Consider the following 25664-nt stretch of genomic DNA (forward strand, 5'->3'; position numbering starts at 1 on the left):
CTTTGGGATTTTCACGCTTGATTGCGCTTATGAATTACTTTCACGGCGCAGTTCCTATCCCCCTACAAATGCAAGATTCCCTATTTTCTGCTGCCTAGAGTGACAGAAGAGCGCTAGGCTACTCTGCTTGTAAGGGAGAGAGGATGCGATCGCATCCTCTCTCCCTTGCCCTTAGCGCCTACCCCTCAACCCAACTGATTCTTGATATATTAATGACTGACACGGCGACCTTGTACTCATAAACTCAAACAAGTCTCGGAAAACAAGCATCTACGCACCACTGGTTAGCGACAACGCGGCTGTTGAATGATAAGTAGCAATGCTTAGCCTGCGTCTTGTAACGAGAAGTTAACACGTTTGAGTCGCCCAAAAGTATTCAAAAAGGGTCGCAGTGCGTCAGAATCATCATTGATATGACAGAATTTTGAACCCGTTACTCAGGCTGCGACAAAAAGTAACCATCCTCGAAGGATAAAGCTATGCCCACTGCACCGGCAACCCCCGATACCGATAATCTCGATGCCAAACAGCTCCTGAGAACGCTCGTAGCTGTTAAAAAAGGTGACTTTTCTGTCCGGATGCCGATTGACCAGACTGGCATGGCGGGGAAAATTGCCGATACGCTCAACGACATCATTGAGATGAATCAGAGGATGGCGAATGAGCTAGAACGGATTAGCACGGTTGTTGGGAAAGAAGGAAAAATCGCCCAGCGTGCTTCGATTGGAACGGCAGGGGGTTCTTGGTCAGCAAGTGTAGATTCTGTCAATACCCTGATTACAGATTTAGTTCAACCCACCGCTGAAACTGCTCGCGTGATCCGGGCAGTTGCCAATGGCGACCTATCTCAGAGAATCGCACCGGAGATTGAAGGTAGAGCCTTGCAAGGGGAATTCCTCCAAACCGCACAGGTCGTCAACACGATGGTGGATCAGCTTTCCTCCTTTGCCTCAGAAGTCACGCGGGTTGCCCGTGAAGTAGGCACGGAAGGCAAGCTGGGCGTGCAAGCAGAAGTGAAGGGCGTCGCAGGCACCTGGAAAGATTTGACCGATAACGTCAACTTGATGGCAGGAAATTTGACCGCGCAGGTGCGGAACATCGCCGAAGTGACGACTGCGGTAGCAAATGGCGACCTTTCTAAGAAAATCACCGTCGATGTCAAAGGCGAGATTTTAGAACTGAAAAACACCGTCAACGTCATGGTGGATCAGCTGAACTCGTTTGCCTCAGAAGTCACGCGGGTTGCCCGCGAAGTGGGTACAGAAGGTAAACTGGGCGGTCAAGCAGAAGTTCGCGGCGTTGCCGGAACCTGGAAGGATCTCACCGATTCGGTGAACTTGATGGCGGGGAACTTGACAGCGCAGGTGCGGAACATTGCAGAAGTAACGACGGCAGTAGCAAATGGCGACCTTTCCAAGAAAATCACGGTTGATGTCAAAGGCGAAATTTTAGATTTGAAGGACACCATCAACGTGATGGTGGATCAGCTGAACTCGTTTGCCTCGGAAGTCACACGGGTGGCGCGTGAGGTGGGTGCAGATGGGAAGTTGGGCGGTCAGGCAGAAGTGAAGGGAGTTGCCGGAACTTGGAAGGATCTCACTGATTCGGTGAACTTCATGGCGGGAAGTTTAACCTCCCAGGTGAGGAACATCGCAGAAGTGACGACGGCGGTGGCAAATGGCGACTTGTCGAAGAAAATTACCGTCGATGTGCGCGGGGAAATTTTAGAACTAAAAAACACCGTCAACACGATGGTGGATCAGTTGAACTCCTTCGCCTCGGAAGTGACGCGGGTGGCGCGAGAGGTGGGTACGGAAGGGAAACTGGGCGTACAAGCAGAAGTTGGTGGAGTTGCCGGAACCTGGAAGGATCTCACCGATTCGGTGAACTTGATGGCGGGGAATCTAACCGCGCAGGTGCGGAACATCGCGGAAGTGACGACGGCGGTAGCAAATGGCGACTTGTCGAAGAAAATTACTGTCGATGTCAAAGGGGAAATTTTCGAGCTGAAAAACACCGTCAATATCATGGTGGATCAGCTTTCTTCCTTCGCTTCGGAAGTAACGCGGGTGGCGCGAGAGGTAGGCGCAGATGGGAAGCTGGGTGGTCAGGCGGAGGTGCGGGGCGTTGCCGGAACTTGGAAGGATCTCACCGATTCGGTGAACTTCATGGCGGGTTCTTTGACCGCACAGGTGCGGAACATCGCGGAAGTGACGACGGCGGTTGCCAATGGCGACCTTTCTAAGAAAATTACCGTCGATGTTAAGGGCGAGATTTTAGAGCTAAAAAACACCGTCAATACGATGGTGGATCAGCTCAATTCTTTTGCCTCAGAAGTGACGCGGGTGGCGCGAGAGGTGGGAACGGAAGGGAAACTGGGCGTGCAAGCAGAAGTGCGAGGCGTTGCCGGAACCTGGAAGGATCTCACCGATTCGGTGAACTCGATGGCGGGGAATCTAACCGCACAGGTGCGGAACATCGCGGAAGTGACGACGGCGGTAGCGAACGGCGACCTTTCTAAGAAAATCACGGTTGATGTCAAAGGCGAAATTTTAGAGCTGAAAAAGACGATCAACACGATGGTGGATCAGCTTTCGTCCTTCGCCTCAGAAGTAACGCGGGTGGCGCGTGAGGTGGGTTCGGAAGGGAAATTAGGCGTACAAGCAGAAGTGCGAGGCGTCGCCGGAACGTGGAAGGATCTCACCGATTCGGTGAACTCGATGGCGGGGAACCTCACCGAACAAGTGCGAAACATTGCGGAAGTGGCAACTGCGATCGCAAATGGCGACTTATCCAAGAAAATTACCGTCCAAGTTAAAGGCGAAATTTTAGAGCTGAAAAACACGATCAATATCATGGTGGATCAGCTTTCATCCTTCGCCTCGGAGGTGACGCGGGTAGCGCGAGAGGTGGGTTCGGAAGGAAAACTCGGCGTGCAAGCAGATGTACGAGGGGTTGCCGGAACCTGGAAGGATCTCACCGATTCGGTGAACTTCATGGCGGGAAGCTTGACCGCGCAGGTGCGAAACATTGCCGCCGTGACGACGGCGGTGGCGAATGGCGACTTATCCAAGAAAATTACCGTCGATGTTAAAGGGGAAATTTTAGAGCTGAAAAACACCGTTAACACAATGGTGGATCAGCTCAACTCCTTCGCCTCGGAGGTGACGCGGGTAGCGCGAGAGGTGGGTACGGAAGGGAAACTCGGCGTACAAGCGGAGGTGCGAGGGGTTGCCGGAACCTGGAAGGATCTCACCGATTCGGTGAACTTCATGGCGGGAAGCTTGACCGCGCAGGTGCGAAACATCGCGGAAGTGACGACGGCGGTGGCGAACGGCGACTTATCTAAGAAAATTACCGTCGATGTTAAAGGGGAAATTTTAGAGCTGAAGAACACGATCAACACGATGGTGGATCAGCTCAACTCCTTCGCCTCGGAGGTAACGCGGGTAGCGCGAGAGGTGGGAACGGAAGGAAAACTCGGCGTACAAGCGTATGTCCGAGGGGTTGCCGGAACCTGGAAAGATTTGACCGATAACGTCAACTTGATGGCGGGGAATCTAACGGCGCAGGTGCGGAACATCGCGGAAGTGACGAAGGCGGTAGCAAATGGCGACCTTTCTAAGAAAATTACGGTTGATGTCAAAGGCGAGATTTTGGATCTCAAAGACACGATCAACGTGATGGTGGATCAGCTTTCCTCCTTCGCCTCAGAAGTAACGCGGGTGGCGCGAGAGGTGGGAACTGAAGGGAAATTGGGCGGTCAAGCGGAGGTGCGCGGCGTTGCCGGAACCTGGAAGGATTTGACCGACAACGTGAACTCAATGGCGGGGAACTTAACCGCGCAAGTGCGAGGCATCGCCAAAGTGGTAACGGCAGTTGCCAATGGGGACTTGAAGCGAAAACTGATGCTGGAGGCGAAGGGAGAAATTGAAACCTTAGCCGATACGATCAACGAGATGATCGACACGCTGGCAACCTTTGCCGATCAAGTCACGACAGTGGCGCGAGAGGTCGGAATTGAAGGGAAGCTGGGAGGGCAGGCGAAGGTGCCGGGAGCTGCCGGCACCTGGAGAGCGCTGACCGACAACGTGAACGAACTGGCGGCGAATTTAACCACGCAGGTACGAGCGATCGCAGAAGTCGCGATCGCTGTAACCAGAGGCGACCTCACCCGGTCGATTTCCGTCGCTGCACAAGGCGAAGTCGCCATCCTCAAAGACAACATCAACCAGATGATTGCCAACCTGCGGGAAACAACGCAGAAAAATACCGAGCAAGACTGGTTGAAAACCAACCTCGCCAAATTTACCCGGATGCTTCAGGGACAGCGAGATTTGGAGACCGTCTCCAAACTCATTCTCTCGGAACTCGCTCCTCTGGTATCCGCGCAACACGGTGTGTTTTACCTGATGGAAAGTGGCGAGCAACATCAGGCATTCTTGAAACTCCTGAGTACCTATGCCTACCGCGAGCGCAAGCATCTCGCCAACCACTTCCATTTAGGAGAAGGCTTGGTGGGACAATGCGCCCTGGAAAAAGAACGGATTCTGCTCAGCGAGGTGCCGGACAACTATATCAAGATCAGCTCTGGCTTAGGGGAATCGACTCCGCTGAATGTTGTTGTGTTGCCCGTCCTCTTTGAAGGACAAGTGACTGCGGTGATTGAACTGGCTTCTTTCCGACGATTTAGCGAGATTCACCTCACCTTCTTCGATCAACTCACCGAAAGCATTGCCATCGTTCTGAATACGATCGCGGCTTCGATGCGTACCGAAGAATTGCTCAAGCAATCTACCGCCCTGGCAGAAGAACTCCAAACCCAGCAGAAAGAACTCACAGAAACGAATAAGCGACTGGAACAACAAGCCAAATCACTCCAGGCATCCGAGGAACTGCTCAAGAATCAACAAGAACAGTTGCAGCAAACCAACGAAGAACTGGAAGAGCGATCGCGCTTACTCGCGATGCAAAACCGCGAAGTCGAGCGCAAGAATCGAGAAATCGAACAGGCAAGACAGTCGGTGGAGGAAAAAGCCGAGCAGCTGGCACTCACCTCGAAGTACAAGTCGGAATTCTTGGCGAATATGTCCCACGAATTGCGGACGCCGCTAAATAGCTTGTTGATTTTGGCTCGTCTACTTTCTGATAATCCAGAGGGGAACCTGACGCCGAAGCAAGTCGAATACACCCGCACCATTCATTCCGCAGGCACCGATCTGTTGGGACTGATTAACGACATCTTGGATCTGGCAAAAATTGAATCGGGAACGATGTCGGTTGACATCGATCAGATGTTATTTACCGATTTGCGGAGCCAGATGGAGCGAACGTTCCAGCAAGTGGCACACGACAAAGGACTCGCCTTTACCGTAGAATCCGACGAAAGACTGCCCAAGGGAATGTATACCGACTCGAAACGGTTACAACAAGTCCTGAAGAATCTGCTCTCGAATGCCTTTAAATTTACGGATCAGGGTGCAGTCCGATTACGAGTCGAGCTAGCCACAGGCGGCTGGAGTTCCGAGCAGGGCAGTTTAAATCGCGCCCAGACCGTCATTGCTTTTGCCGTCAGCGACACAGGGATTGGGATTGCACCAGATAAGCAGAGAATTATTTTTGAGGCTTTTCAGCAGGCGGATGGAACAACCAGCCGCAAATACGGCGGCACGGGTTTGGGCTTGTCAATCAGTCGAGAAATTGCCCGACTGCTGGGCGGAGAAATTCGTCTGGTGAGCAGTCCGGGACAGGGAAGCACGTTTACCCTCTATTTGCCGCAAGCTTATCAAGATGGGGCAGCAGGAATGAGTCCGGAAGTGCGAAGTATCCTTCCAGGAGCGAGGAGTCCCGTCGCCCCCAGTACCCTCGCACCCAGTATCCCTCAGACCCTTGATGTTCGACCGGCGATTCCATCGGCAACTCTACCAGCAACTCCACCAGCAACTCCACTGGCGACTCCACCGGCGAATCGAAACGACGGCGTTCGTTCCTCCAGTCTCGGAGAGGCAAGTGTCGCCGCGAGTCCCTACCCGCGTTCTGCACACATGGCTGACATTAGCGATGACCGGGACGATATCCAAGCGGGCGATCGCGTGTTGCTAATTGTGGAGGACGATATCAATTTCGCCCGGATCTTGTTAGATATGGCACGACAACAGGGCTTCAAAGGGCTGGTGGCGTTGCGAAGCGATACGGCTCTGGCAATGGTGCGAGAATATCAGCCGGATGCGATTACTCTAGATATCCGGTTGCCGGTGATGGATGGCTGGACGGTGTTAGACCGTTTGAAGCACGACCCAGGCACTCGTCACATCCCCGTGCATATCATCTCCGTCGAAGAAGTCCAGCAGCGCAGCTTGCAACAAGGAGCGATCGCTTATCTACAAAAACCTGTCAGCAGCGAAGCGTTAGCGCAGGCGCTATCTGACATTAAGGGATTTGTCGAGCGCCCCGTGAAGAACTTGCTGGTCGTAGAAGATGATGAAACTCAACGCCACAGCATTGTCGAACTAATCGGCAATAGCGACGTGCAGACGACGGCGGTAGGCACTGGGACAGAGGCACTCGAAGAGCTGAGAACCGGGCACTATGATTGCCTGGTACTGGATTTGGGACTGCCGGATATGACTGGATTTGAGTTGATGGAGCAAATCAAACAGGAGCCTAGCCTGACGACACTCCCGATCATTGTTTATACCGGCAGGGAATTAACCAAACAACAAGAAACCGAACTCAAGCGCATTGCCGAGACGATTATCATCAAAGACGTGCGATCGCCAGAACGTCTTCTGGATGAAACCGCCTTGTTCCTCCACCGAGTGCAGGCAAATTTACCCCGCCCGAAACAACAAATTCTGGAACAATTGCATCAAACCGATCCGGTTCTGACTGGCAAGAAAGTTTTGATTGTTGATGACGATGTGCGGAATATCTTTGCCCTCACCAGTATGCTGGAACTCCATCAAATGGAAGTGTTGTATGCCGAAAATGGCAGAGATGGCATTGCGAAGTTGCAAGAACGCCCCGACATTGATATTGTCCTGATGGACGTGATGATGCCGGAAATGGACGGTTACGAAACCATGCAAGCCATTCGCCAACTCGATTCATTCGCAACACTACCGATGATCGCTCTCACCGCCAAAGCCATGAAAGGCGATCGCGAAAAGTGTATTGAAGCGGGTGCGTCCGACTACATCACCAAACCTGTGGATACCGAGCAATTGCTCTCCCTGCTTCGCGTCTGGCTCTATCGATAAGGCAAAAGAAAAAAGGCAAAGAAGCAGCAAAAGTTCTTGCTGTTTCTTTGTCTCTGTTTCTTTTACCTTTCTACTTTTTACTTTTTACTGTATGAACACGCCCAAAAATAGCAGCGAACTTGAAGATATTGAAATTCAGTTGCTATTGGAGGGCGTGTATCGTTACTACGGATTTGATTTCCGAAATTATGCTCCCGCTTCACTCAAGCGCCGCATCTGGAATGCGATTCGTGCGGAGCATTTAAGCAGTGTATCCGCGCTTCAGGAAAGAGTCCTCCACGATGCAAACGCGATGGAGCGATTTCTGCTCGGTCTCTCCGTCAACGTGACCGCCATGTTCCGCGATCCGACCTTTTATTTAACATTTAGAAATAAAGTTGTTCCCTTATTGCGAACATATCCATTTATTCGGATCTGGTGTGCAGGTTGTTCAACTGGAGAGGAAGTTTATTCAATCGCAATTTTGTTGCAAGAAGAAGAGCTTTATCACCGTTGCCGCATCTATGCAACCGACATGAATGAGATGGTATTAAGAAAAGCCAAAAGTGGCATTTTTCCCCTCCATTTAATGCAGGAATATACTCAGCATTATCTCAAAGCAGGCGGGATTAAGTCTTTTTCGGAGTATTATACCGCTGCTTATGATAGCGCTATTTTTCGGGCGTCACTCAAAGAAAACATTATTTTTTCTCAACATAATCTAGCTATCGATGGTTCTTTTAATGAATTTAATGTCATCTTATGTCGCAACGTCCTAATCTATTTCAATCCATTTCTTCAGGAACGGGTTCACAATCTTTTGTACGATAGCCTTTGTAGATTTGGGATTTTAGGATTAGGTCGTCAGGAATCCCTGAAAACCACTCTATACGAAAAACACTATGAGGAGTTAGAAAATCATGAAAAGATTTACCGAAAATTGGCTTAATTAAAACTTTCCAATTACAAATTACACATAAATGCAAGATTTCCCAAATCAATGGAATAAAAAGGAGGTGAACATTTTTTAGGTCAAGAGTAGTAGGTAATTGGAAATCCTTCACTACCCACCCGTTTTATTGAGTTTTGCCCATCTACTGATTCATGGTGAGTATGACTTTTGATATTGTTGTTGTCGGCACATCATTAGGTGGGTTACAAGCTTTAACCGTAATGCTCGCAGGTCTACCAAATACTTTCCCAGCGGCTGTGGTTGTCGTCCAACACCGTCACAAAGCCTCTGATAACACGCTGAGCTTCTTTCTCCAGCAGTACAGCACTTTGCCGGTGGCGGAAGCGGAAGATAAAGAAGAAATTCTGCCTCGACGGGTATACCTAGCTCCCGCTGATTATCACTTACTGGTGGAACCCCGACAGGCATGGGGACACCGCCAAGGTCGGTACGGAGGCATCGCCACATTAGCACTCTCCACTGAGGCTCCTGTATGCAATGCCCGACCGTCGATTGATGTGCTGTTTGAATCGGCGGCTGATGCTTATGCACAGAGAGTTATCGGGGTGATTTTAACCGGAGCAAGTCAGGATGGAGCGAAAGGCTTGGCAAAAATTAAAGCACGCGGCGGACGGGCTATAGTACAAGAGCCTGCAACAGCAGAAAGCCGGATTATGCCGGAAGCCGCGATCGCATCTGTAACGGTAGACTGGATTGTGCAGCTCCAAGACATTGCCCCTCTTTTAGTCAACCTTTGTCAATCGGCTGTGAGGTGAAAAAATCAGATATGTGACGCCAAAGCCCTAGTAGCTCAACAGCCGAATCTAGACACATCAAATCTTCATCTAAAAACCCTGGATTCTGGTTTCTAAAATTTGTAACTTTGGATAGTGGTATCAATAGCGAAACAGTGGCAGGCTCGACAAAGCCGCTCAAACAAGTCCCGACCTTCCAGAAAATGCAGCCCGAAGAAATAGTTAACGTCCTCCTTGTGGACGATCACCCAGAAAATTTACTGGCTTTGGAGGCGATCCTGGGCAGCCTCGGTCAAAATTTGGTCAGAGCTACATCGGGCGAACAAGCCTTGCGATGTCTGCTTGAGCGGGATTTTGCCGTGATTTTGCTTGATGTCCAGATGCCCGGTCTAGATGGATTTGAGACGGCAAAGCTGATTCGACAACGACAGCGATCGCGCCACACGCCGATTATTTTCCTAACCGCATTTAGCAGTAGCGATTCTCTGGTTTTCAAAGGTTATTCCCTGGGTGCAGTAGATTACCTGCTGAAACCGCTGGAGCCGGAAATATTAACCTCCAAGGTGGGGGTGTTTGTTGACTTATTCAAGAAAACCGCAGAGGTGAAACGACAAGCGGCACAACTGACTGCTGTTAACTTAGAACTTAAGCAAAGTGAAGAGCGTTTTCGCTCGTTAAGTGCCTGCTCGCCCCTAGGCATTTTTATGACCGATATTGAAGGGCGCTGTACATACGCAAATCCGCGCTGCCAAGCGATTTGTGGCTTAACGCCTAATGTAGAAACGGGAACTTTAGCCTCGCTCTACGAAGAAGGCTGGTTGCAGTCGGTACATCCAGAAGACCGCGATCGCGTCTATAGACATTGGTCTACTTGCATGAGCATCGGTCAGGAATGCTCTAACGAGTTTCGCTGCCAAACTCCGGAGGAGATTGTGCGTTGGGTTTACCTGCGCTCCTCCCCGATGCTGACCGATACCGGCGAACTTATCGGTCATGTCGGCACCCTAGAAGACATCACCGAGCGCAAAGCCGCAGAGGAAGCCCGCGCTCAGATGATCCGCGAACAGGTGGCACGACAGGAAGCCGAGGCGGCGAACCGGATTAAAGATGAGTTCCTCGCCACCCTCTCTCACGAACTCCGCACTCCCCTCAACTCGATGCTGGGTTGGACTCAACTGCTCCGCAGTCGCAAGTATGATGAAAAAACAACAGCCCGTGCCCTGGAAACGATTGAGCGCAACGCCAAGTTACAGGCGCAACTGATTGAGGATATTCTCGATGTCTCGCGGATTATTCGCGGGAAGCTGCGGTTAAATATCTGTCAAGTTAATCTTGTACCCGTGATTGAGGCGGCGCTGGATGCGGTTCGTCCGGCGGCTGAGGATAAAGAAATTCAATTGGAAAGTATACTCGATCGCTCCGTGGAACTGGTTCCTGGCGATCCTAACCGCTTGCAGCAAGTTGTTTGGAATCTACTCTCCAATTCGATCAAGTTCACGTCTTCAGGAGGAAAGGTGCAGGTGCGCCTTTTCAAGGATGGCGATCGCGCTCAAATTAGCATCAGCGACACCGGCGTGGGCATCAGCCCAGATTTTCTCCCCTATATTTTCGATCGCTTCCGTCAAGCAGATAGCACCACCACCAGGCGCTATGGTGGATTGGGACTCGGTTTGGCAATTGTCCACAACTTAGTGGAACTGCAAGGCGGCACGATTGAGGCAAGAAGTGAGGGAGAAGGGAAAGGGTCAACATTTATCGTGAAGCTGCCAGTAGTATCCGATCAGCTCAAGACTTGCGATTTGGAGTCTATCTCCTCAGGTAAAAAAGTCGCGGTCGCGTCTCCTCCCTCTCTGGAAACGTTGCAGGTGTTGGTGGTGGATGACGATACGGATACCCGCGATTTTTTGAGGGCGGCGCTAGAACAATACCACGCTCAAGTGACGGCTGTGGCATCGGTTCAGGAAGCGATGCAAGCTCTAGAACACTTAAAACCCGATGTACTGGTGAGCGACATTGGAATGCCGAATGAGGACGGTTATGGCTTGATCCGCAAAGTTAGAGCTTTGGAATCTCAGCGAGGAGAAACGAGCATTCCCGCGATCGCGCTGACTGCTTATGCCAGGGGTGAGGAGCGATCGCAGGCACTCGAAGCAGGTTTCCAGGTACACCTACCTAAACCCGTTGAGGCAATCAAATTAATTGCTTCTGTGGCAAACTTGGCGGGGCTGAGTACAAAGCTCGCAGACGTGTAGCAATCTCTAAACCAATCGTTCTTTCAATCAGGCGATTTCTATAACGAGATTGCTTGCTAGCCGCACGGCTGTAAGCGTTGGTTAGGCGATAGATATCCCGCGATGGGAGCAGGACTATCTGTTCGCGCCGATCGTCTTGTCGAAGAAGTCGAACGTCCGCTACAGCGCCTTGAGCGACGCTTCGCGTGTCTGCTTGTAGGTCGATCCGATGAAGCTGTGACCCATCCCCACACAGAAAAAGGCATAAAAAAAAGGAGAGCCACTTGGGCGACTCTCCCGATCATCAGGGTGCATCTACTAAACAAAATATATCACTTGGGGATGAGGGGTGTCACCCCTTATTTTGTTTTTTTCGTGAAGTTTCCTCGCTTTTATGTGAAGTGAAGACGAAGATAATTGTCAACATAAATCAGGCAAAGGGTTGTGCGGCAAATGTAGCAGATACGTATTTCTGCGAGCGATCGCCTGCACATCCGCTACATTTTCTACCAGCACCCGTTGCCTGGGCTTCAGCCTTGCGGAGTAGGTTTTGACGACTCCGCAAGGCGGTATATTTTGGCTTGTCTAACTAACTGTTCAACTTCTTAGCCATCATTTGGTTCGTGAGTTTCGGGTCAGCTTGACCTCCTGTTTGCTTCATCACCTGCCCCACAAAGAAACCCAACAGCTTAGTTTTACCGCTGCGATACTGTTCCAGCTCTTTGGGATTTGCCGCTAGAACTTCATTGATGATTTTTTCCAGCTCTCCCTTGTCAGAGATTTGCTTGACTCCTTTGCTCTCTACCAGTTCTTTCGCAGAACCCCCTTTAGAGAGCAACTCTGGCAGAATCTCTTTAGCGATTTTGCCGCTGATAGTCCCGTCTTCAATTAAGGAGATGAGTTCCGCCAGAATCTGGGGTTTGAGGGCAATTTCAGCGATATTCAGTTTAGCGGTGTTGAGATAGGCAGAAATATCACCCATCACCCAGTTAGCCGCTTGCTTGGGATTCGCCTTGGCAGAAACCGCCGCTTCAAAATACTCCGACACCGATCTATCGTCGGTTAGGACGCGGGCATCGTAAGCAGACAAACCCAATTCACTTTCGTAACGATGACGTTTTTGCGCTGGCAGTTCCGGCAGTTCCGACTTCCACTTAGATAATTGCTCAGCGGAGACTTGTATGGGAGTTAGGTCGGGTTCTGGGAAGTAGCGGTAATCGCTAGAGCCTTCCTTCTTCCGCATACTCACTGTGCGTTGGCTACCTTCCTCCCAAAGCCTGGTTTCTTGAATAATTCGCTCGCCGGATTGGATGGCTTCAATTTGCCGGTCGATTTCGTACTCAATCGCCCGTTGGATGGCGTTGAAGGAGTTCATATTTTTGATTTCGACCTTCGTGCCAAACTCCTTCTGACCAACCGGACGCACGGAGATATTCACGTCGCAGCGTAGCGAACCTTCTTGCATATTGCCGTCACTGACGCCCAGATAGCGGACAATCCGGCGCAGTTCTTGGGCATATTCAGCAGCTTCAACCCCTGAACGGATATCCGGTTCGGAGACAATTTCTACCAAGGGAATGCCGGTGCGGTTGTAGTCTACTAAAGAATAGGTAGAACCAGAGAGTCTTTCACTACCCGCATGAACCAATTTCCCAGCATCTTCTTCCATGTGCAGGCGAGTGATGCCAATCTTTTTGCGGATGGGGTTGCCATCTGCGTCAGTTAGCTCAACCTCTAGCCAACCATGTTCGGCAATGGGCAAATCGTACTGAGAAACTTGATAATTTTTGGGCAGATCGGGATAAAAATATTGCTTACGGTCAAATTTGCTATAAGGAGCGATCGCGCAGTTGAGAGCCAAACCGGCTTTAACCGCGTACTCCAGCACCTTTTGATTCAGCACCGGCAATACTCCAGGCATTCCCATACACACTGGACAGACATTCTGATTGGGCGTCGCACCAAATTCGGTGGAGCAATTACAGAAAATCTTGGTTTCGGTACTGAGTTGACAGTGAGTTTCCAGACCGATAATAGCTTCGTACTGAGTTTTAACCGGAGCAGCAGTCGTCATGAGCTTACAGAGTGCAGATAATTGCAACACTTCGGCTCTATTTTAGCTTTGTCTTAACCTCGCAGCCCTTAATTAATCAAAAACGACTTCTGGATTCATGTCTGCTGGTGATTTCCAATCGATTCCGTACTCTGCTTTTAAAATACGTTTCTTCTCAGCCCAGAATCGCTCGGCAAAGGCTGCGTCTCTTGGTTCGTTCGCCAGGTTTTCGTCTGCTTTTCGACCGGCGTCTGCAATCAGTTGTTCATATTTCGGAGCAAATTCTTTTAAATCGTGCTTGATTTCCCCTGGATTCTTTCCCAGGTTCAGCCTTATTTGAACTTCCCGAACTAGCTTAGGCAGAACAAAGGCAACATAGCGATCGCGATACTTCTCACTTTGACTGACATCATCTGGCGTTTTTTGGAGTCCTAGTCTCGCCCCGACTCCTAATAAGGTTAGGCTTAATAAAATTCCTAGAATAACCTTTGAGGATTTCATCAACCAACTCTCCTAAATTAGGGAATGCCCAACATCTTAGCATCAGAACTAAAGATGTCTATCCGCTCATTTTCATCTGGATAAAGTAGAGGATGCACGCTTGCGATCGCTCGTTTCTAGTTCGGTTTAAATCTTGCAGCGAGAAATTAAAAATTGCGAACTGCCTTAATTCGGCGCTATCGGGATTACTCTCAAATAATTTAGCTTCCGTTAGATAGTCAGAAGCCGAGTTGACTTCCAAAATGAGTCTATAAAAGCGAAATAATTTAGCAATATAAATTTTGAAAGTATTACTAATCTAACGATCGCCGATTTTATTTTTAGGGATATAAAATTAGTCGTTGCTTCGCAAGCGACGCCGAGGAAACAAAGGAACGGAAATAGATGAATTCACGACGGATCTAAATCTTTTGACGATTCAGTTGAAGAAGCGCGATCGCTGAAATTCTCTCTTTTTGTATACGCCTTTTGGCTTGTGAATATGCTAAAAAAAACCAGCCACTCGCGGCGACTGGTCAAGCTTGCTGTGTTGGGAGGAGGAAAACCTGATGCCAAGACGAAAAAGCTATGCAATTATCCCGTAGATAGCCAACCTGCGTCTCGATACACTAAGTCGTCCCTTGTTAAGGAATGTAACACATTTTTTTCAAAAGCTGCAATATTTATTTACAAACAGTCATTTGTGCGTGTGCCAACTTGTGCATTAAATGCCGAACAAAATAATGTAAGTTCCCCAAGCCGCAGCTAAACAGGCAATAATCGTTGACCAGATAGGGTGCCGACTAAGACTGGTGATGCCGCCTTGGGTTCGTAGGGTTTCTAAGTCAATCCAGGGGGTCGCGCCTTGCCGAAACCATCCAGTTGCGGTGACTTGCCGATTTACGAAGTCGCTGGGACGAGCGGACAAGGGTAAAAGATTACCAATAGAACCCAGCCCAGAGCAATAATGTAACTTAACCAAGCCAGTATCGGTTTGCAGGATTAAATCCTGTCCCAGCCAGTTGCTAATCCCTTGACGCCCCAAGAGTTTTCCTTGCAGACGCACCGGCTGACTATCGACAGGTAAAGCATCGATTCGAGTCGATAAATCGGATAGGTTGGGGTTTGTTTGCAGAGTGGAAGCTTTGATATCTGGAAAGAAAGAATTGATCCGCAAAAAGGTGCCAATGCTAAAACCTATTGGCAGACAACCGACGAGGATCGTCCAGTAATCGTCGAGTATCCAAGCGAGTTGCCGGATTCCCAACCAGCTGCCAATCCACCCCAACAGCCAGAACAAGCACCCCAAGGCTAAACCAGACAAAATGCCAAAGAAGGGGGCACCTTGTAACCAAAGTTTTGACTTCTTAGTTTTGAGCGAAGATGCTCGAATCCGCTGTTCGGACATTTGAGTGGAGTCAAGTTCTGTCTCTAGCTTCCAGTGGCGGGCGTAGAGGCATAACAAGTACAGGCGATCGCCCATTAAAGGATGGCTGTTGTTGATGACCATCCACTGGCGATGGGGGTTGAGGTAGCCCCATTGCAATAGGGATTCCCAAGGCGTCTGGGAGGGAAAGCTGCCCAAGCTGATGGCTTGCCGATACCCCACTGGCGTTAGTAAATCAAAGCCTTCTAAAAGCCAGCCGGTGGACTGGTGTTTTTGGATATCAGCAGCAATGCCACGGGTAACTTTCAATAAAGCGCGGGTGAAGGCATTTGGGTTGCCAGTGATATCTGCGGCTATGCGATCGCTATAGATAATTCGCAGCCGCGACAGCCACAAACCGATAAAGCAAACTAACCAAAATAAGCCGTAACTCAAAGCCGAAACAACCGCAGCCGGAATCTTTAGCAGGGGGCTTTTTAAGCGGTCTCCCCACTGCGCGACTTGTCGGTACAAGGTGTAAGGAATCTGGGCAATTAGCATGATGAGGGACATCACTGCCAAATTCAATCCCAACGGTAAACAAGCCAGGGCAATCCACCAACAAGTCCAAGCCCAGTCTGAGTTCCTCAACAGGCTGAAAAAGCCTCCAATCAGGAACATTGCGGTTGCCATCACCAAACCGACTAGCTTGTTTTGGACAATGTGTCCCAACTCGCTAGCATAAATTGTGGCAATTTCATCGTCTGCCAGTTGATCTAAGAGTCCTTGACTGACCACAATTCGGGCAGTGCGAGGCAGATTTCCATAAGTGAGTGCGACTGGGGCGCTGATGGGTAAGATCCGCAAAGTCGGCACGGGCAAACGGCGCTGTCCGCAATAGCGGGGTAGCATCTTGGCGGCTTCTGGGCTGGATTTAGACAGCGCTGACAGCGACAGCGATTGCATCTTCTCAAATTGCTTGAGGAAGAAGTCTAGTAGCCAGGGAGACAGACACGCTAGCAGCACCAACACGGTTACGATAGGCCAAGTCGGGTCTTCGTAAAAAGCTGGAATAGGCTGCAAAAATGGCAGGTTGATGAGGAAGTTGTTGGTCGTCGTCATCAAGAACTGCACGAAAACGCGAATTACCCAGAAAAGCGCGATCGCAGTCCCTGCTTGAAGCAACCACAGACGTTCTGGTTTCACTGCTGGCATTGCTCGCCATCCTTTGGCGCGTCCTGCTTGACGCCAGCCAATACTACTGGTCGATTCTAGAATTTTCTCATCTGTTGGCGTCTCAGATGGTGTTTCAGATGGCGTCTCAGAAATGACCCCTGTCTCTGCTACTGTATCTGGCGCAATCGGTGCTTCTGCCGGGGCGGCTACTTCTGCCTCTAGGTTGCTTTCCGCTTCTTTCCCTTTGCCCTGTACTAAGGGTGAGTTGGAGGGTGTTACCTTTTGTACTGGCTTAGTGCTGTTCGCCCTGACGCTTTTAGAGGCAGGTTGAGCGGCTTTTGCCCCCTGTGCGGGTGAAGTGGCAGGCGTTTGCAAGGGGACAAACCCGGTCGCGTCTAGAGCAGGCGACACGGATGGCTGAGGCTTTTGAGGCGGTTGGTCTAAGGGAATAAATCCGGTGACATCTGACGCAGGCGCAGCCCCTTGTGCGGGTGAAGTGGCAGGTGTTTGTAAGGGGACAAACCCGGTCGCCTCCGACGTTGGTGGAGGGGAAGGCGTTTTTTGAAGTTGAGGATAACGATTGACCAAATTAGCCAAATTCCGCTCTCCCCAGTCCTTCACCTTGGGATATTTGCTTTGACTGAGGGTTTGACAAAGCGATCGCGCTTTCTCGATTTCGCCAGTGCGTTCATAGGCAACCACCAGCCCCATCTGAGCGCGGAGGACTGTCTTTTGACTCAACTCAAACTCGCAAACGCCTTCTAGGTGGGCGATCGCATCTGGATAATTTCCCTGTTTCAGGGCTGCTAGACCAGCTTCCAGAGAGGGATTGGGAACAGAAGCCATAAAAATTCAACAGCACTCGGCTTCCTTCCAAGATACCCCTACTTCAGCGATCGCCTATCATTCAGCCAATTTTCAATTTTCAACCGCAGATGGCTATCCGTTTCAGTCGGATTCACCAATTAAAGTAAAAGCCGCCCAGTCTCTGGGGTCGGGGTGGTGTTTCATGGTTGTTAGCATCGCTTGCCGCAATGCTTGGGAGCGATCGGGGTTGAGCTGGAGATTTTTGTAAAACTCGGTCATTAAAGAGGCTGTTGGTGCATCGGGAACCGACCACAAAGAGACAATGACACTGGGGATACCGGCACTAATAAATGAACGTGATAAGCCAATCACGCCATCCCCGGTAATTTTGCCGCGTCCGGTGTCGCAAGCACTCAAAACGACTAATTCTGCATTGAGCTTCAGGTTTAAGATTTCAGCAGCCGTGAGCAAACCCTCATCTGAACCGGATGGAGCCAAAGCGATCGCACTGTTCAATCCCTGGATATCATCAAATATCCCATGTGTTGCCAGATGGATAATTCGGGCAGAAGGCAATGCTTGCGCGATCGCGGCTTTAGTCGCTTGCTTCCCTGTAATCGCCTGAGTCTTGAGCAGTTTAGCAATCTCTTTAGCTTCCTGTTCCGCCCCCGACAAATTCGATAACTGCTCGGCGGGTTCTCCAGGGTTCAGCACCACCTTAGGCATCGTGGGATTGCCGACTATCAACGCATTCTTGCTAGAAAAAGTCCGTGTATCCCCCAAAACCCGTTTTGTGCGCTGATGGGTTAAATCCAGCATTTGAATTGAGGGAGCCGTCAGAATGGTATGTTTTTCTATCAGGTATTTGCCAGAAGCATCTTGGAGAGCTGGAAATGGCGCGAGGAACAGCGCATCTTGTGGGATAAAAATCACGCGAGCATTTGGATCAACAGGTAGCTCTTCCGCAATGGGTTCAATCAGCAGTTGATGGAGTTGCTGTAATCGTTTGGTCGGGCTTTCTTCCTCTATCAGTTCCGCTACAATACCGCCACCGCGCCCCCTTACCCCTATAGATTCACGGGTATTGGCAACGAGGTCTTGTAGAGAAAGATTCTGTTTCTGCCACAGTGGTTTGAGATCGGCTGTCCGAAACGTCACTTCACCTGTAGGCTTGATGACCCAAATATAGAGTTCTGATTCCTTTGTTTGTTCTTTCCCTTGAACTTTGAAATTATCGTAAATAACCGAATATTCAACAAGAGTTGCATTTTGTTTCTTGGCAACTTGTTTAATCAGCTCGATATTGGGCGTAGTAATGCTAGATTGCTCTTTTGGTTTAGGTTCTAATCGAGAAGCCAGTAACTCCACAAAAGCACGCGCCCTTCCTCGTTCGGCAATTTCCAAGGCTTCATTAGTTTTATTCTGAGCAATTAAAACTTCCTGCAACAGGCGGTAAGTCCGAGCTTGCCTTTCAAAAATAGAAACTTTATTAGCATCTTCTAATTTAACTCGTAAATCTTCCCAAATCTTGATAGCATCGCGGAGGTATTTTTCAGCTTCCGGTAGATTACCTTTTTTGCGATAAGCATTAGCTAAATTATTCAAGGCATTGCCTTCTGCTTCCTTATCTTCTTTTTGTTGTGCAATAGCTAAGGTTTGTTTGTAGTAATCAATTGCTTTCGTAGCATCTCCTTGGGCTAAGTAAATATTTGCCAAACCTGCCAAACCTTCGTATCTGCTGAATTGTAATGTTTCTGTATAATATTGAATTGCTTTGGCATAATCGCTTGAATAATAATAAATATTCGCCAAGTTAACTTTATTTTTAGCGATGCCAAAGACGTTTTCTTGTTCCTCGTCAATACTTAATGCTTGCAAATAATCTTTAATTGCTTTTTCAGTTTTCCCCTGTTGATTATAACTATAGCCTCGACTTCGTAAAATCTCTGCTTTAATTTGAGGATTAGAGTAATTTTCGACAAGTATTAAAGCATCCTTGTAAAACTGAATAGCTTTGTCATAAGCAGCTAAAGAGTTATAAACGTTTCCCAGATTTGAGAGAATATTTATTTGTCTTTCTAAGTAATTATATTGTTTGGCTAGGTTGAAGGCTTCAGTGTAGTAATTAATTGTCTTGGTGTATTCGCCTATGCAATAGTAAGCATTACCCAGTTTTTCACGCATAAAGCTTTCATTTTCTTTATCTCCAATTTCTTTGTAAACTTTAAGCGCTTTTTCCCAAGGCTCAAATGCTAAGGCACAATTAGGTGGAGGAAATTCCAGATTTCTCAGTGTGTCTGCTTTGGCTAGCAAAGAAGAAGGTGTTTCAGGCAAAGTCAAAGTTGCTAGAAGCTTGCCTGACAAGTTCCACAAACGGATAGTGCCGTCATCAGATGCAGTAGCAATCAATTTTCCATCAGAGCTAAAGTTAGCGCTGTTGATATCAAACTCATGTCCTTTTAGTTCGGCTATTAATTTGCCAGAAATATCCCAAACACGAGCTGTCTTCCGAGAGATTGTAAGGATAAATTTTCCATCAATGCTAAAACTGGCACTGTTGACTCTATCCTCATGCTTTGTTTCTACTAACTGCTTGCCAAAGGTATCCCAGATACGAGCTGTACCATCAGCCGATGTAGTAACAATTAGCTTTCCGTCAGGGCTAAAGCCAGCACTGTTTACTCTTTGTTGATGTCCTTTGAGTTCCACTAATAGGTTAAGAGAAGTATTCCACAAACGAGCAAACCCATCTTCAGAGGCGGTTATAATTTGCTTACCATCTGGACTAAAACTCGCACTTGTAACATAATTTTCAAGCTCCGCAAGCAATCTCCCGGCAATATCCCAAAGGCGCACTTCATTAAATAAGCCTGTAGTGATAATCAGCTTACTATCAGGGCTAAAACTTGCACCGTATATACCACTCCACTTATTGCCTTGAAGTACTGTTAGTAACTTACCAGAAGTATCCCAAATACGAGCTGTTTCGTCTGAAGATGCAGTGACAATCAAGTTCCCATTTGGGCTAAAACTAGCACTCCAAACTTCATCCTGATGCCCTTTGAGTACCGCCCATGGATTTCCGGACTTGTCCCAAAGTCGGGCTGTTTTGTCCTTAGATGCAGTAACAATAAACTTACCATTCGGGCTGAAACTTACCGTGTTAACTTGATGTTCATGACCTTTAAGTTCAGCTAACAGTTTGCCTGAAACTTTCCAAATACGAGTAGTCCCGTCTTTAAAAGTACCAACAATACGTTGTCCATCGGGACTAAAAATAGCGCTTATTGCTAGGTTCAGATTGATAGCGATTTCGGTTAGCAGCTTACCGGAAGTATCCCAAATACGGCTCGTACCATCCCAAGATGCAGTAGCTATCCGCTTGCCATCAGGACTGAAACTGGCATTTACAACCTGTTCTCGATGCCCCTTAAGTTCGACTAGCTGCTTACCTGACAAGTCCCAAATACGGGCAGTTTTGTCCCAAGATGTGGTGACTATTCGATTTCCATCAGGACTGAAACTGGCACTATCGACATTTTCTTCGTGACCTTTGAGGATAGCTAGCTGCTTGCCTGATAAGTCCCACACACGGGCTGTTTCATCCCAGGATGCAGTAACAATGAGTTTACCATCTGGGCTAAATTTTGCATTTCTGACAGAACTTTCATGACCTTTGAGTTCCACGAGCTGCTTGCCTGACAAATCCCACACACGGCCGGTTTTATCACCAGATGCAGTAACAATTAGCTTGCCATCAGGACTAAAACTAGCACTGTTAACCTCATCCTCGTGTCCTGTTATGAGCAATAGCTGTTTACCTTTTGTATCCCATAAACGGACAGTTTCATCTTTGGATGTGGTAACAATTAGTTTGCCATCCGGGCTAAAACTCGCAGTGTTGACGCAACAGTTATGTCCTCTCAGTTCTGCTAAGAACTTACCGGAAATATCCCAGACACGAGCCGTTTCATCATCGGATGCAGTGACAATCAGTTTACCATTGGGGCTAAAATTGGCATCTAAAACACAACACTTATGTCCTCTGAGAATCGCCTGTAATTGACCCGAAGAACTCCAAATACGAGAGATACCATCATCCGATGCGGTTACAATTAACTGACCATCGCCACTAAAACTCGCACTTCTAACTCTTCCTGGAGATTTTCGTTCAGATGATCGTTGTGGAGATTTTGGTTCCAGCGCCTTAAATTGAGCAAGCGATTTATCGGATAAATACCACACATGAGCTATGCCACCCCTATAAGTAGTAACGATGTATTTGCCATCTGCACTGAAGCGGGCATTATCCCCATTTCCTAGTGCTGCTAGCCGCTTGCCGGAAGTATCCCAGAGGTAAATATCAACACCTTCAGTAACAATCAGCTTACCATCGGGGCTAAAAGCAGCGCTGTTGCCTCCTTGGAGTTCAGCTAGCTGCTCACCAGAGATATTCCAGATTCGGGTTGTACGGTCTTTACTTGATGCCGTAAGAATTAGCTTGCCATTTGGACTAAAACTTGCTGCGTTTACTTCTTTTTGATGTCCTTTGAGTTCTGCTAGCAAATTGCCTGAAGTATCCCACACACGGGAAGTTTCATCGTCAGATGCTGTGACAATCAATTTGCCATCTGGGCTAAAACTGACACTATTAATGTCTCCCTCATGTCCTTTGAGTTCTGCTAGCTGTTTACCAGAAATATCCCAGACACGAGCAGTTTTATCTCTAGATGCAGTGACAATCAATTTACCATCCGGACTAACACTTACAGCAGCTTGGCGTAAGCTAGCGTTGAAGCTCAAGGAAACTTTGAGTTCGGTTAATACCTTGCCAGCGGTGTTCCACAATTGAACTGCATCGAATGAATTGGTAATAATATACTTTCCATTTTCGCTAAAGTCTGCTCTGTAAACATCTTTGAGTTCTGCTAACAACTTGCCTGAGGTATCCCACAAACGGGCTATTTTGTCTTCTGATACAGTAATAATCTGCTGCGTCTGTGGGCTAAAAGTAGCATAAATATTTTTTTTCTGATTTCCTTTAAGTTCTACTCGCTGCCGATTTGACAAATCCCATACGAAGAGGGTTTCCTCTTGCCAATCCTTACTGGAAGCAATGACAACCAATTTACCCTCTGGGCTAACGCCACCATCCTTAAAAATGGCCTGTTCCGTTCGTAGTTCTGTTAGCAACTTTTTGGAGGTGTTCCAGACACGCGCTGTACCGTCAACAGATGCAGTAACTATAAGTTTCCCATCCGGACTAAATTTGCCACTGTTAACACTACCCTGATGCCCTGTCAAAAAAGCTAGTATTCTACCCGAAGAGTCCCAAAAAGCTGCTGTTTGGCGAACTGAACCTGTAACAATCCGTTGCCCATCAGGACTAAAAGTTGCACTGTATACACCTTCACTATGCCCTCTCAGTTCTGCCAATTGTTTCCCCAACAAATCCCACACCCGTGCCGTTTTATCATCCGATGCTGTAACTATTCGCTTGCCATCGGGACTAAAAGTTGCACTCCATACTGTGTCAGTATGCCCAGTCAGTTCCGCCAACAGCTTGCCAGACAAATCCCAGACACGGGCAGTTTTGTCAGCAGATGCGGTGACTAGACGTTTGCCATCTGGACTAAAACTCGCACTGTAGACACTGCCTGAATGTCCTTTGATTTGCAGCAGTAACTTGCCCGAAGTGTCCCACACGCGAGCAGTTTTGTCAGCACCTGCGGTGACGATACGTCCTCCATCGGGACTAAAACTGGCACTATAAACATTGCCTTGATGCCCAGTAAGTTCCGCTAGCTGTTTGCCCGACAAATCCCACACACGGGCAGTACCGTCAAACGATGCGGTGACAATGCGATCGCCATCGGGACTAAAATTGGCACTCCGGACACTAGCCGAATGCCCCCGCAGTTCTACTACCACCTTGCCAGAGGTATCCCACACCCACGCAGTACCGTCAGTTCCGGCGGTGACAATTAGCTTGCCATCTGGGCTAAAACTGGCGCTGTTGACACTCCCCTGATGCCCTTTGAGTTCAGCTTCTTGTGCGATGTAATCAATAAAGCTGCCTGATACAGCCGGTTTGGCGGCTGTATTTTGGTCTAATTTCTGGTTATGGGGGGTTTGCGCGATCGCCTTCATATCGAATATGACTGGAAAATAAACAGGCAAGGGGGTTGAGATACCGAAGGCGAACCAAGGTAGAAAAAGTAGACCAATTCTTGGGAGACGCATAAATCTCAATGAGGGCAGCGCGATCGCGATTATCTACTGGAATACTTATCTCTCACAATTTGGCACTTATGTAATTCGATCTATAGTTTTTTGCCAGAAACTGGGTTTCTCGAAGAATTGCTCCTGCAAACTGGATTGGGAAGGAAGCGATCGCCCTCTTCTCAACCAAATCTGGCGCTAGACTGGACAGTGTTGCCAAGAGTCCAACCCTATGTCGTATCCAGATAAACCCCTCACTTATCCCACTAGCCAAAAAGTCGATCAGGTTGATGACTATCACGGGACAAAGGTATCTGACCCTTACCGTTGGCTAGAAGATCCGGACTCGGATGAAACTAAGGCTTGGGTTGAGGCTCAAAATCAAGTTACTTTTAGCTATTTAAATGAAATTCCGGTTCGGGAAAAAATTAAGCAACGGCTAACACAACTGTGGGACTACGAAAAATATAGTCTTCCGTTTAAAGCAGGCGATCGCTATTTTTACTTCAAAAACGACGGCTTGCAAAATCAAAGCGTTCTCTATACATTAACGTCCCTGGATGGCGAGCCAAAAGTTTTGCTAGATCCCAATAAACTTTCAGAGGATGGCACCATTGCTCTGTCAGGTATTGCTATCAGCGAAGATGGGAATTTGATGGCGTATGGTTTATCCACCTCTGGTTCAGATTGGCAAGAATGGAAGGTACGCGATGTTGAGACGGGCGAAGACCTTTCCGATCATCTCAAGTGGATTAAATTCTCTGGCGCGTCTTGGACGAAAGACAACCAAGGTTTTTTCTATAGCCGCTACGATGAACCGAACGAAACAAGCAAATTAGAAGATATTAACTACTATCAAAAACTTTTCTACCACCGACTGGGTAAGCCACAATCTGAGGATATCCTCGTCTACGATCGCCCTGACCAAAAAGAATGGGGTTTCAGCGGTGGCGTCACCGAAGATGGGCGTTACCTAATTATCAGCGTGTGGCGAGGAAGCGACCCTAAGAATTTGGTGTTTTATAAGGATTTAACCAATCCAGATGCGCCCGTGATTGAGCTAATTAGCGAGTTTGAGGCTAGCTATAGTTTTATCGACAATGATGGCTCAATCTTCTGGTTTCGCACGGACTTAGACGCGCCTCGCGGTCGCGCGATCGCAATTGATACCTTCAATCTTCCCTCCTCTCCAGTAAGTAAGGAGGAATGGCAAGAAATCATCCCGCAGGCGGAAGAAGTCCTCGAAGGTGTGGGAATCCTCAATAATCAGTTTGTGACTGAATATCTAAAAGATGCCCGGACTCAGATTAAAATCTTTGAGCTGAACGGCTCCTTTGTGCGGGAAGTTGAGTTACCGGGAATTGGTTCGGCTGGAGGTTTTGGCGGTAAACGCTACGATACGGAAACTTTCTATAGCTTCACCAGTTTTACCACACCTGCCACTATTTACCGCTACGACATGGTTAGTGGTGAAAGTACAATTTTTCGTCAACCGAAAGTTGATTTCAACCCTGATGATTACAAGACAAAGCAGATATTTTATCGCAGCAAAGATGGCACCCATCTGCCCATGTTTATCACCTACAAAAAAGGGCTGCAACTAGATGGAAGCAACCCTACTTATCTCTATGGCTACGGCGGTTTTAACGTCTCCCTGACGCCTAGTTTCTCGGTTGGCAATCTGGTGTGGATGGAGATGGGCGGGGTCTATGCTGTCCCCAATTTGCGCGGCGGCGGCGAGTATGGAGAGGAGTGGCACCAGGGCGGCACGAAGCTAAATAAGCAAAATGTCTTTGATGATTTCATCGCGGCGGCGGAGTGGCTAATTGCTAACGGCTATACAACCCCGGAAAAACTTGCTATCGGCGGCGGCAGTAATGGGGGATTGTTGGTGGGTGCGTGTATGACTCAGCGCCCGGATTTATTCGGTGCGGCGTTGCCAGCGGTGGGAGTGATGGATATGCTGCGCTTCCATAAATTCACGATTGGCTGGGCTTGGACTTCGGATTATGGTTCTCCGGAAAACCCGGAGGAGTTCAACGCGCTTTATGCCTATTCGCCGCTGCACAACCTCAAACCTGGGACCTCTTATCCAGCCACGATGATTACAACAGCGGATCATGACGATCGGGTGGTGCCTGCCCACAGTTTCAAGTTTGCTGCCGCTTTGCAAGCAGCTCATACAGGTGTTGCACCCGTATTAATTAGAATTGAGACTAAAGCGGGACATGGGGCTGGGAAGCCAACGACTAAGATTATTGAGGAAGTTGCGGATCGGTGGGCTTTCCTGGTGCGGGAGGTGTTCGCGTAGCGGCGCGGATGCGCGAGAGCGATCGCTCGACTCAAATCGATTGCTATCTCACTCAATCATCAGTCATTATCTG

Annotated in this window: 10 protein-coding genes; 5 read left to right on the top strand and 5 right to left on the bottom strand. The window is 48.5% G+C overall.

Annotation, left to right across the window (positions count from 1 at the left end; all coding sequences use genetic code 11):
- Nucleotides 1-479 precede the first annotated feature (479 nt).
- The 4 genes from NDI44_RS22055 to NDI44_RS22070 all read left to right on the top strand — a co-directional run bounded on the left by NDI44_RS22055 (nt 480) and on the right by NDI44_RS22070 (nt 11197).
- Nucleotides 480-7259 carry a HAMP domain-containing protein gene (locus tag NDI44_RS22055; RefSeq protein ID WP_190411948.1) on the top strand — a complete coding sequence of 2260 codons (6780 nt, stop codon included), beginning with the start codon at nt 480-482 and terminating at the stop codon, nt 7257-7259.
- Nucleotides 7260-7350: 91 nt separating this feature from the next.
- Entirely contained in the window at nt 7351-8187 is an 837-nt protein-coding gene (locus NDI44_RS22060; protein WP_190411949.1) for a protein-glutamate O-methyltransferase CheR, read from the top strand.
- A gap of 164 nt (nt 8188-8351) precedes the next feature.
- Entirely contained in the window at nt 8352-8966 is a 615-nt protein-coding gene (locus tag NDI44_RS22065; RefSeq protein ID WP_190411999.1) for a chemotaxis protein CheB, read from the top strand.
- A 182-nt stretch (nt 8967-9148) separates the two neighbouring features.
- Nucleotides 9149-11197, top strand: coding sequence for a response regulator (locus NDI44_RS22070; RefSeq protein ID WP_190412000.1), 2049 nt, complete (start codon nt 9149-9151; stop codon nt 11195-11197).
- Between the two features lie 409 nt (nt 11198-11606).
- Here the strand turns inward: NDI44_RS22070 and NDI44_RS22075 are convergent, their stop codons facing one another.
- From NDI44_RS22075 to NDI44_RS22095, 5 genes are all read right to left on the bottom strand, one after another.
- The gene (locus tag NDI44_RS22075; protein ID WP_277877538.1) at nt 11607-11741 is read right to left on the bottom strand and encodes a hypothetical protein; all 135 of its coding nucleotides are present in this window, start codon (nt 11739-11741) and stop codon (nt 11607-11609) included.
- A 24-nt stretch (nt 11742-11765) separates the two neighbouring features.
- Nucleotides 11766-13250 carry an Asp-tRNA(Asn)/Glu-tRNA(Gln) amidotransferase subunit GatB gene (gene gatB / locus NDI44_RS22080; RefSeq protein WP_190411950.1) on the bottom strand — a complete coding sequence of 495 codons (1485 nt, stop codon included), beginning with the start codon at nt 13248-13250 and terminating at the stop codon, nt 11766-11768.
- Nucleotides 13251-13322: 72 nt separating this feature from the next.
- On the bottom strand, nt 13323-13730 hold the full coding sequence (locus NDI44_RS22085; RefSeq protein WP_190411951.1) for a hypothetical protein: 408 nt from the start codon (nt 13728-13730) through the stop codon (nt 13323-13325).
- A 703-nt stretch (nt 13731-14433) separates the two neighbouring features.
- A complete protein-coding gene (locus NDI44_RS22090) occupies nt 14434-17097 on the bottom strand; it encodes a zinc metalloprotease HtpX (protein ID WP_190411952.1) in 2664 nt (887 codons plus the stop codon).
- 102 nt (nt 17098-17199) lie between these two features.
- Nucleotides 17200-23301: a CHAT domain-containing protein gene (locus tag NDI44_RS22095; protein WP_190411953.1), complete on the bottom strand. Its 6102-nt coding sequence runs from the start codon at nt 23299-23301 to the stop codon at nt 17200-17202.
- A 211-nt stretch (nt 23302-23512) separates the two neighbouring features.
- Between NDI44_RS22095 and NDI44_RS22100 the strand changes: the two genes are divergently transcribed.
- A complete protein-coding gene (locus NDI44_RS22100; RefSeq protein WP_190411954.1) occupies nt 23513-25591 on the top strand; it encodes a prolyl oligopeptidase family serine peptidase in 2079 nt (692 codons plus the stop codon).
- Nucleotides 25592-25664 lie beyond the last annotated feature (73 nt).

Origin of the sequence: Trichocoleus sp. DQ-A3, assembly GCF_039961975.1 — a bacterium.
GTDB lineage: Bacteria > Cyanobacteriota > Cyanobacteriia > Cyanobacteriales > FACHB-T130 > FACHB-T130.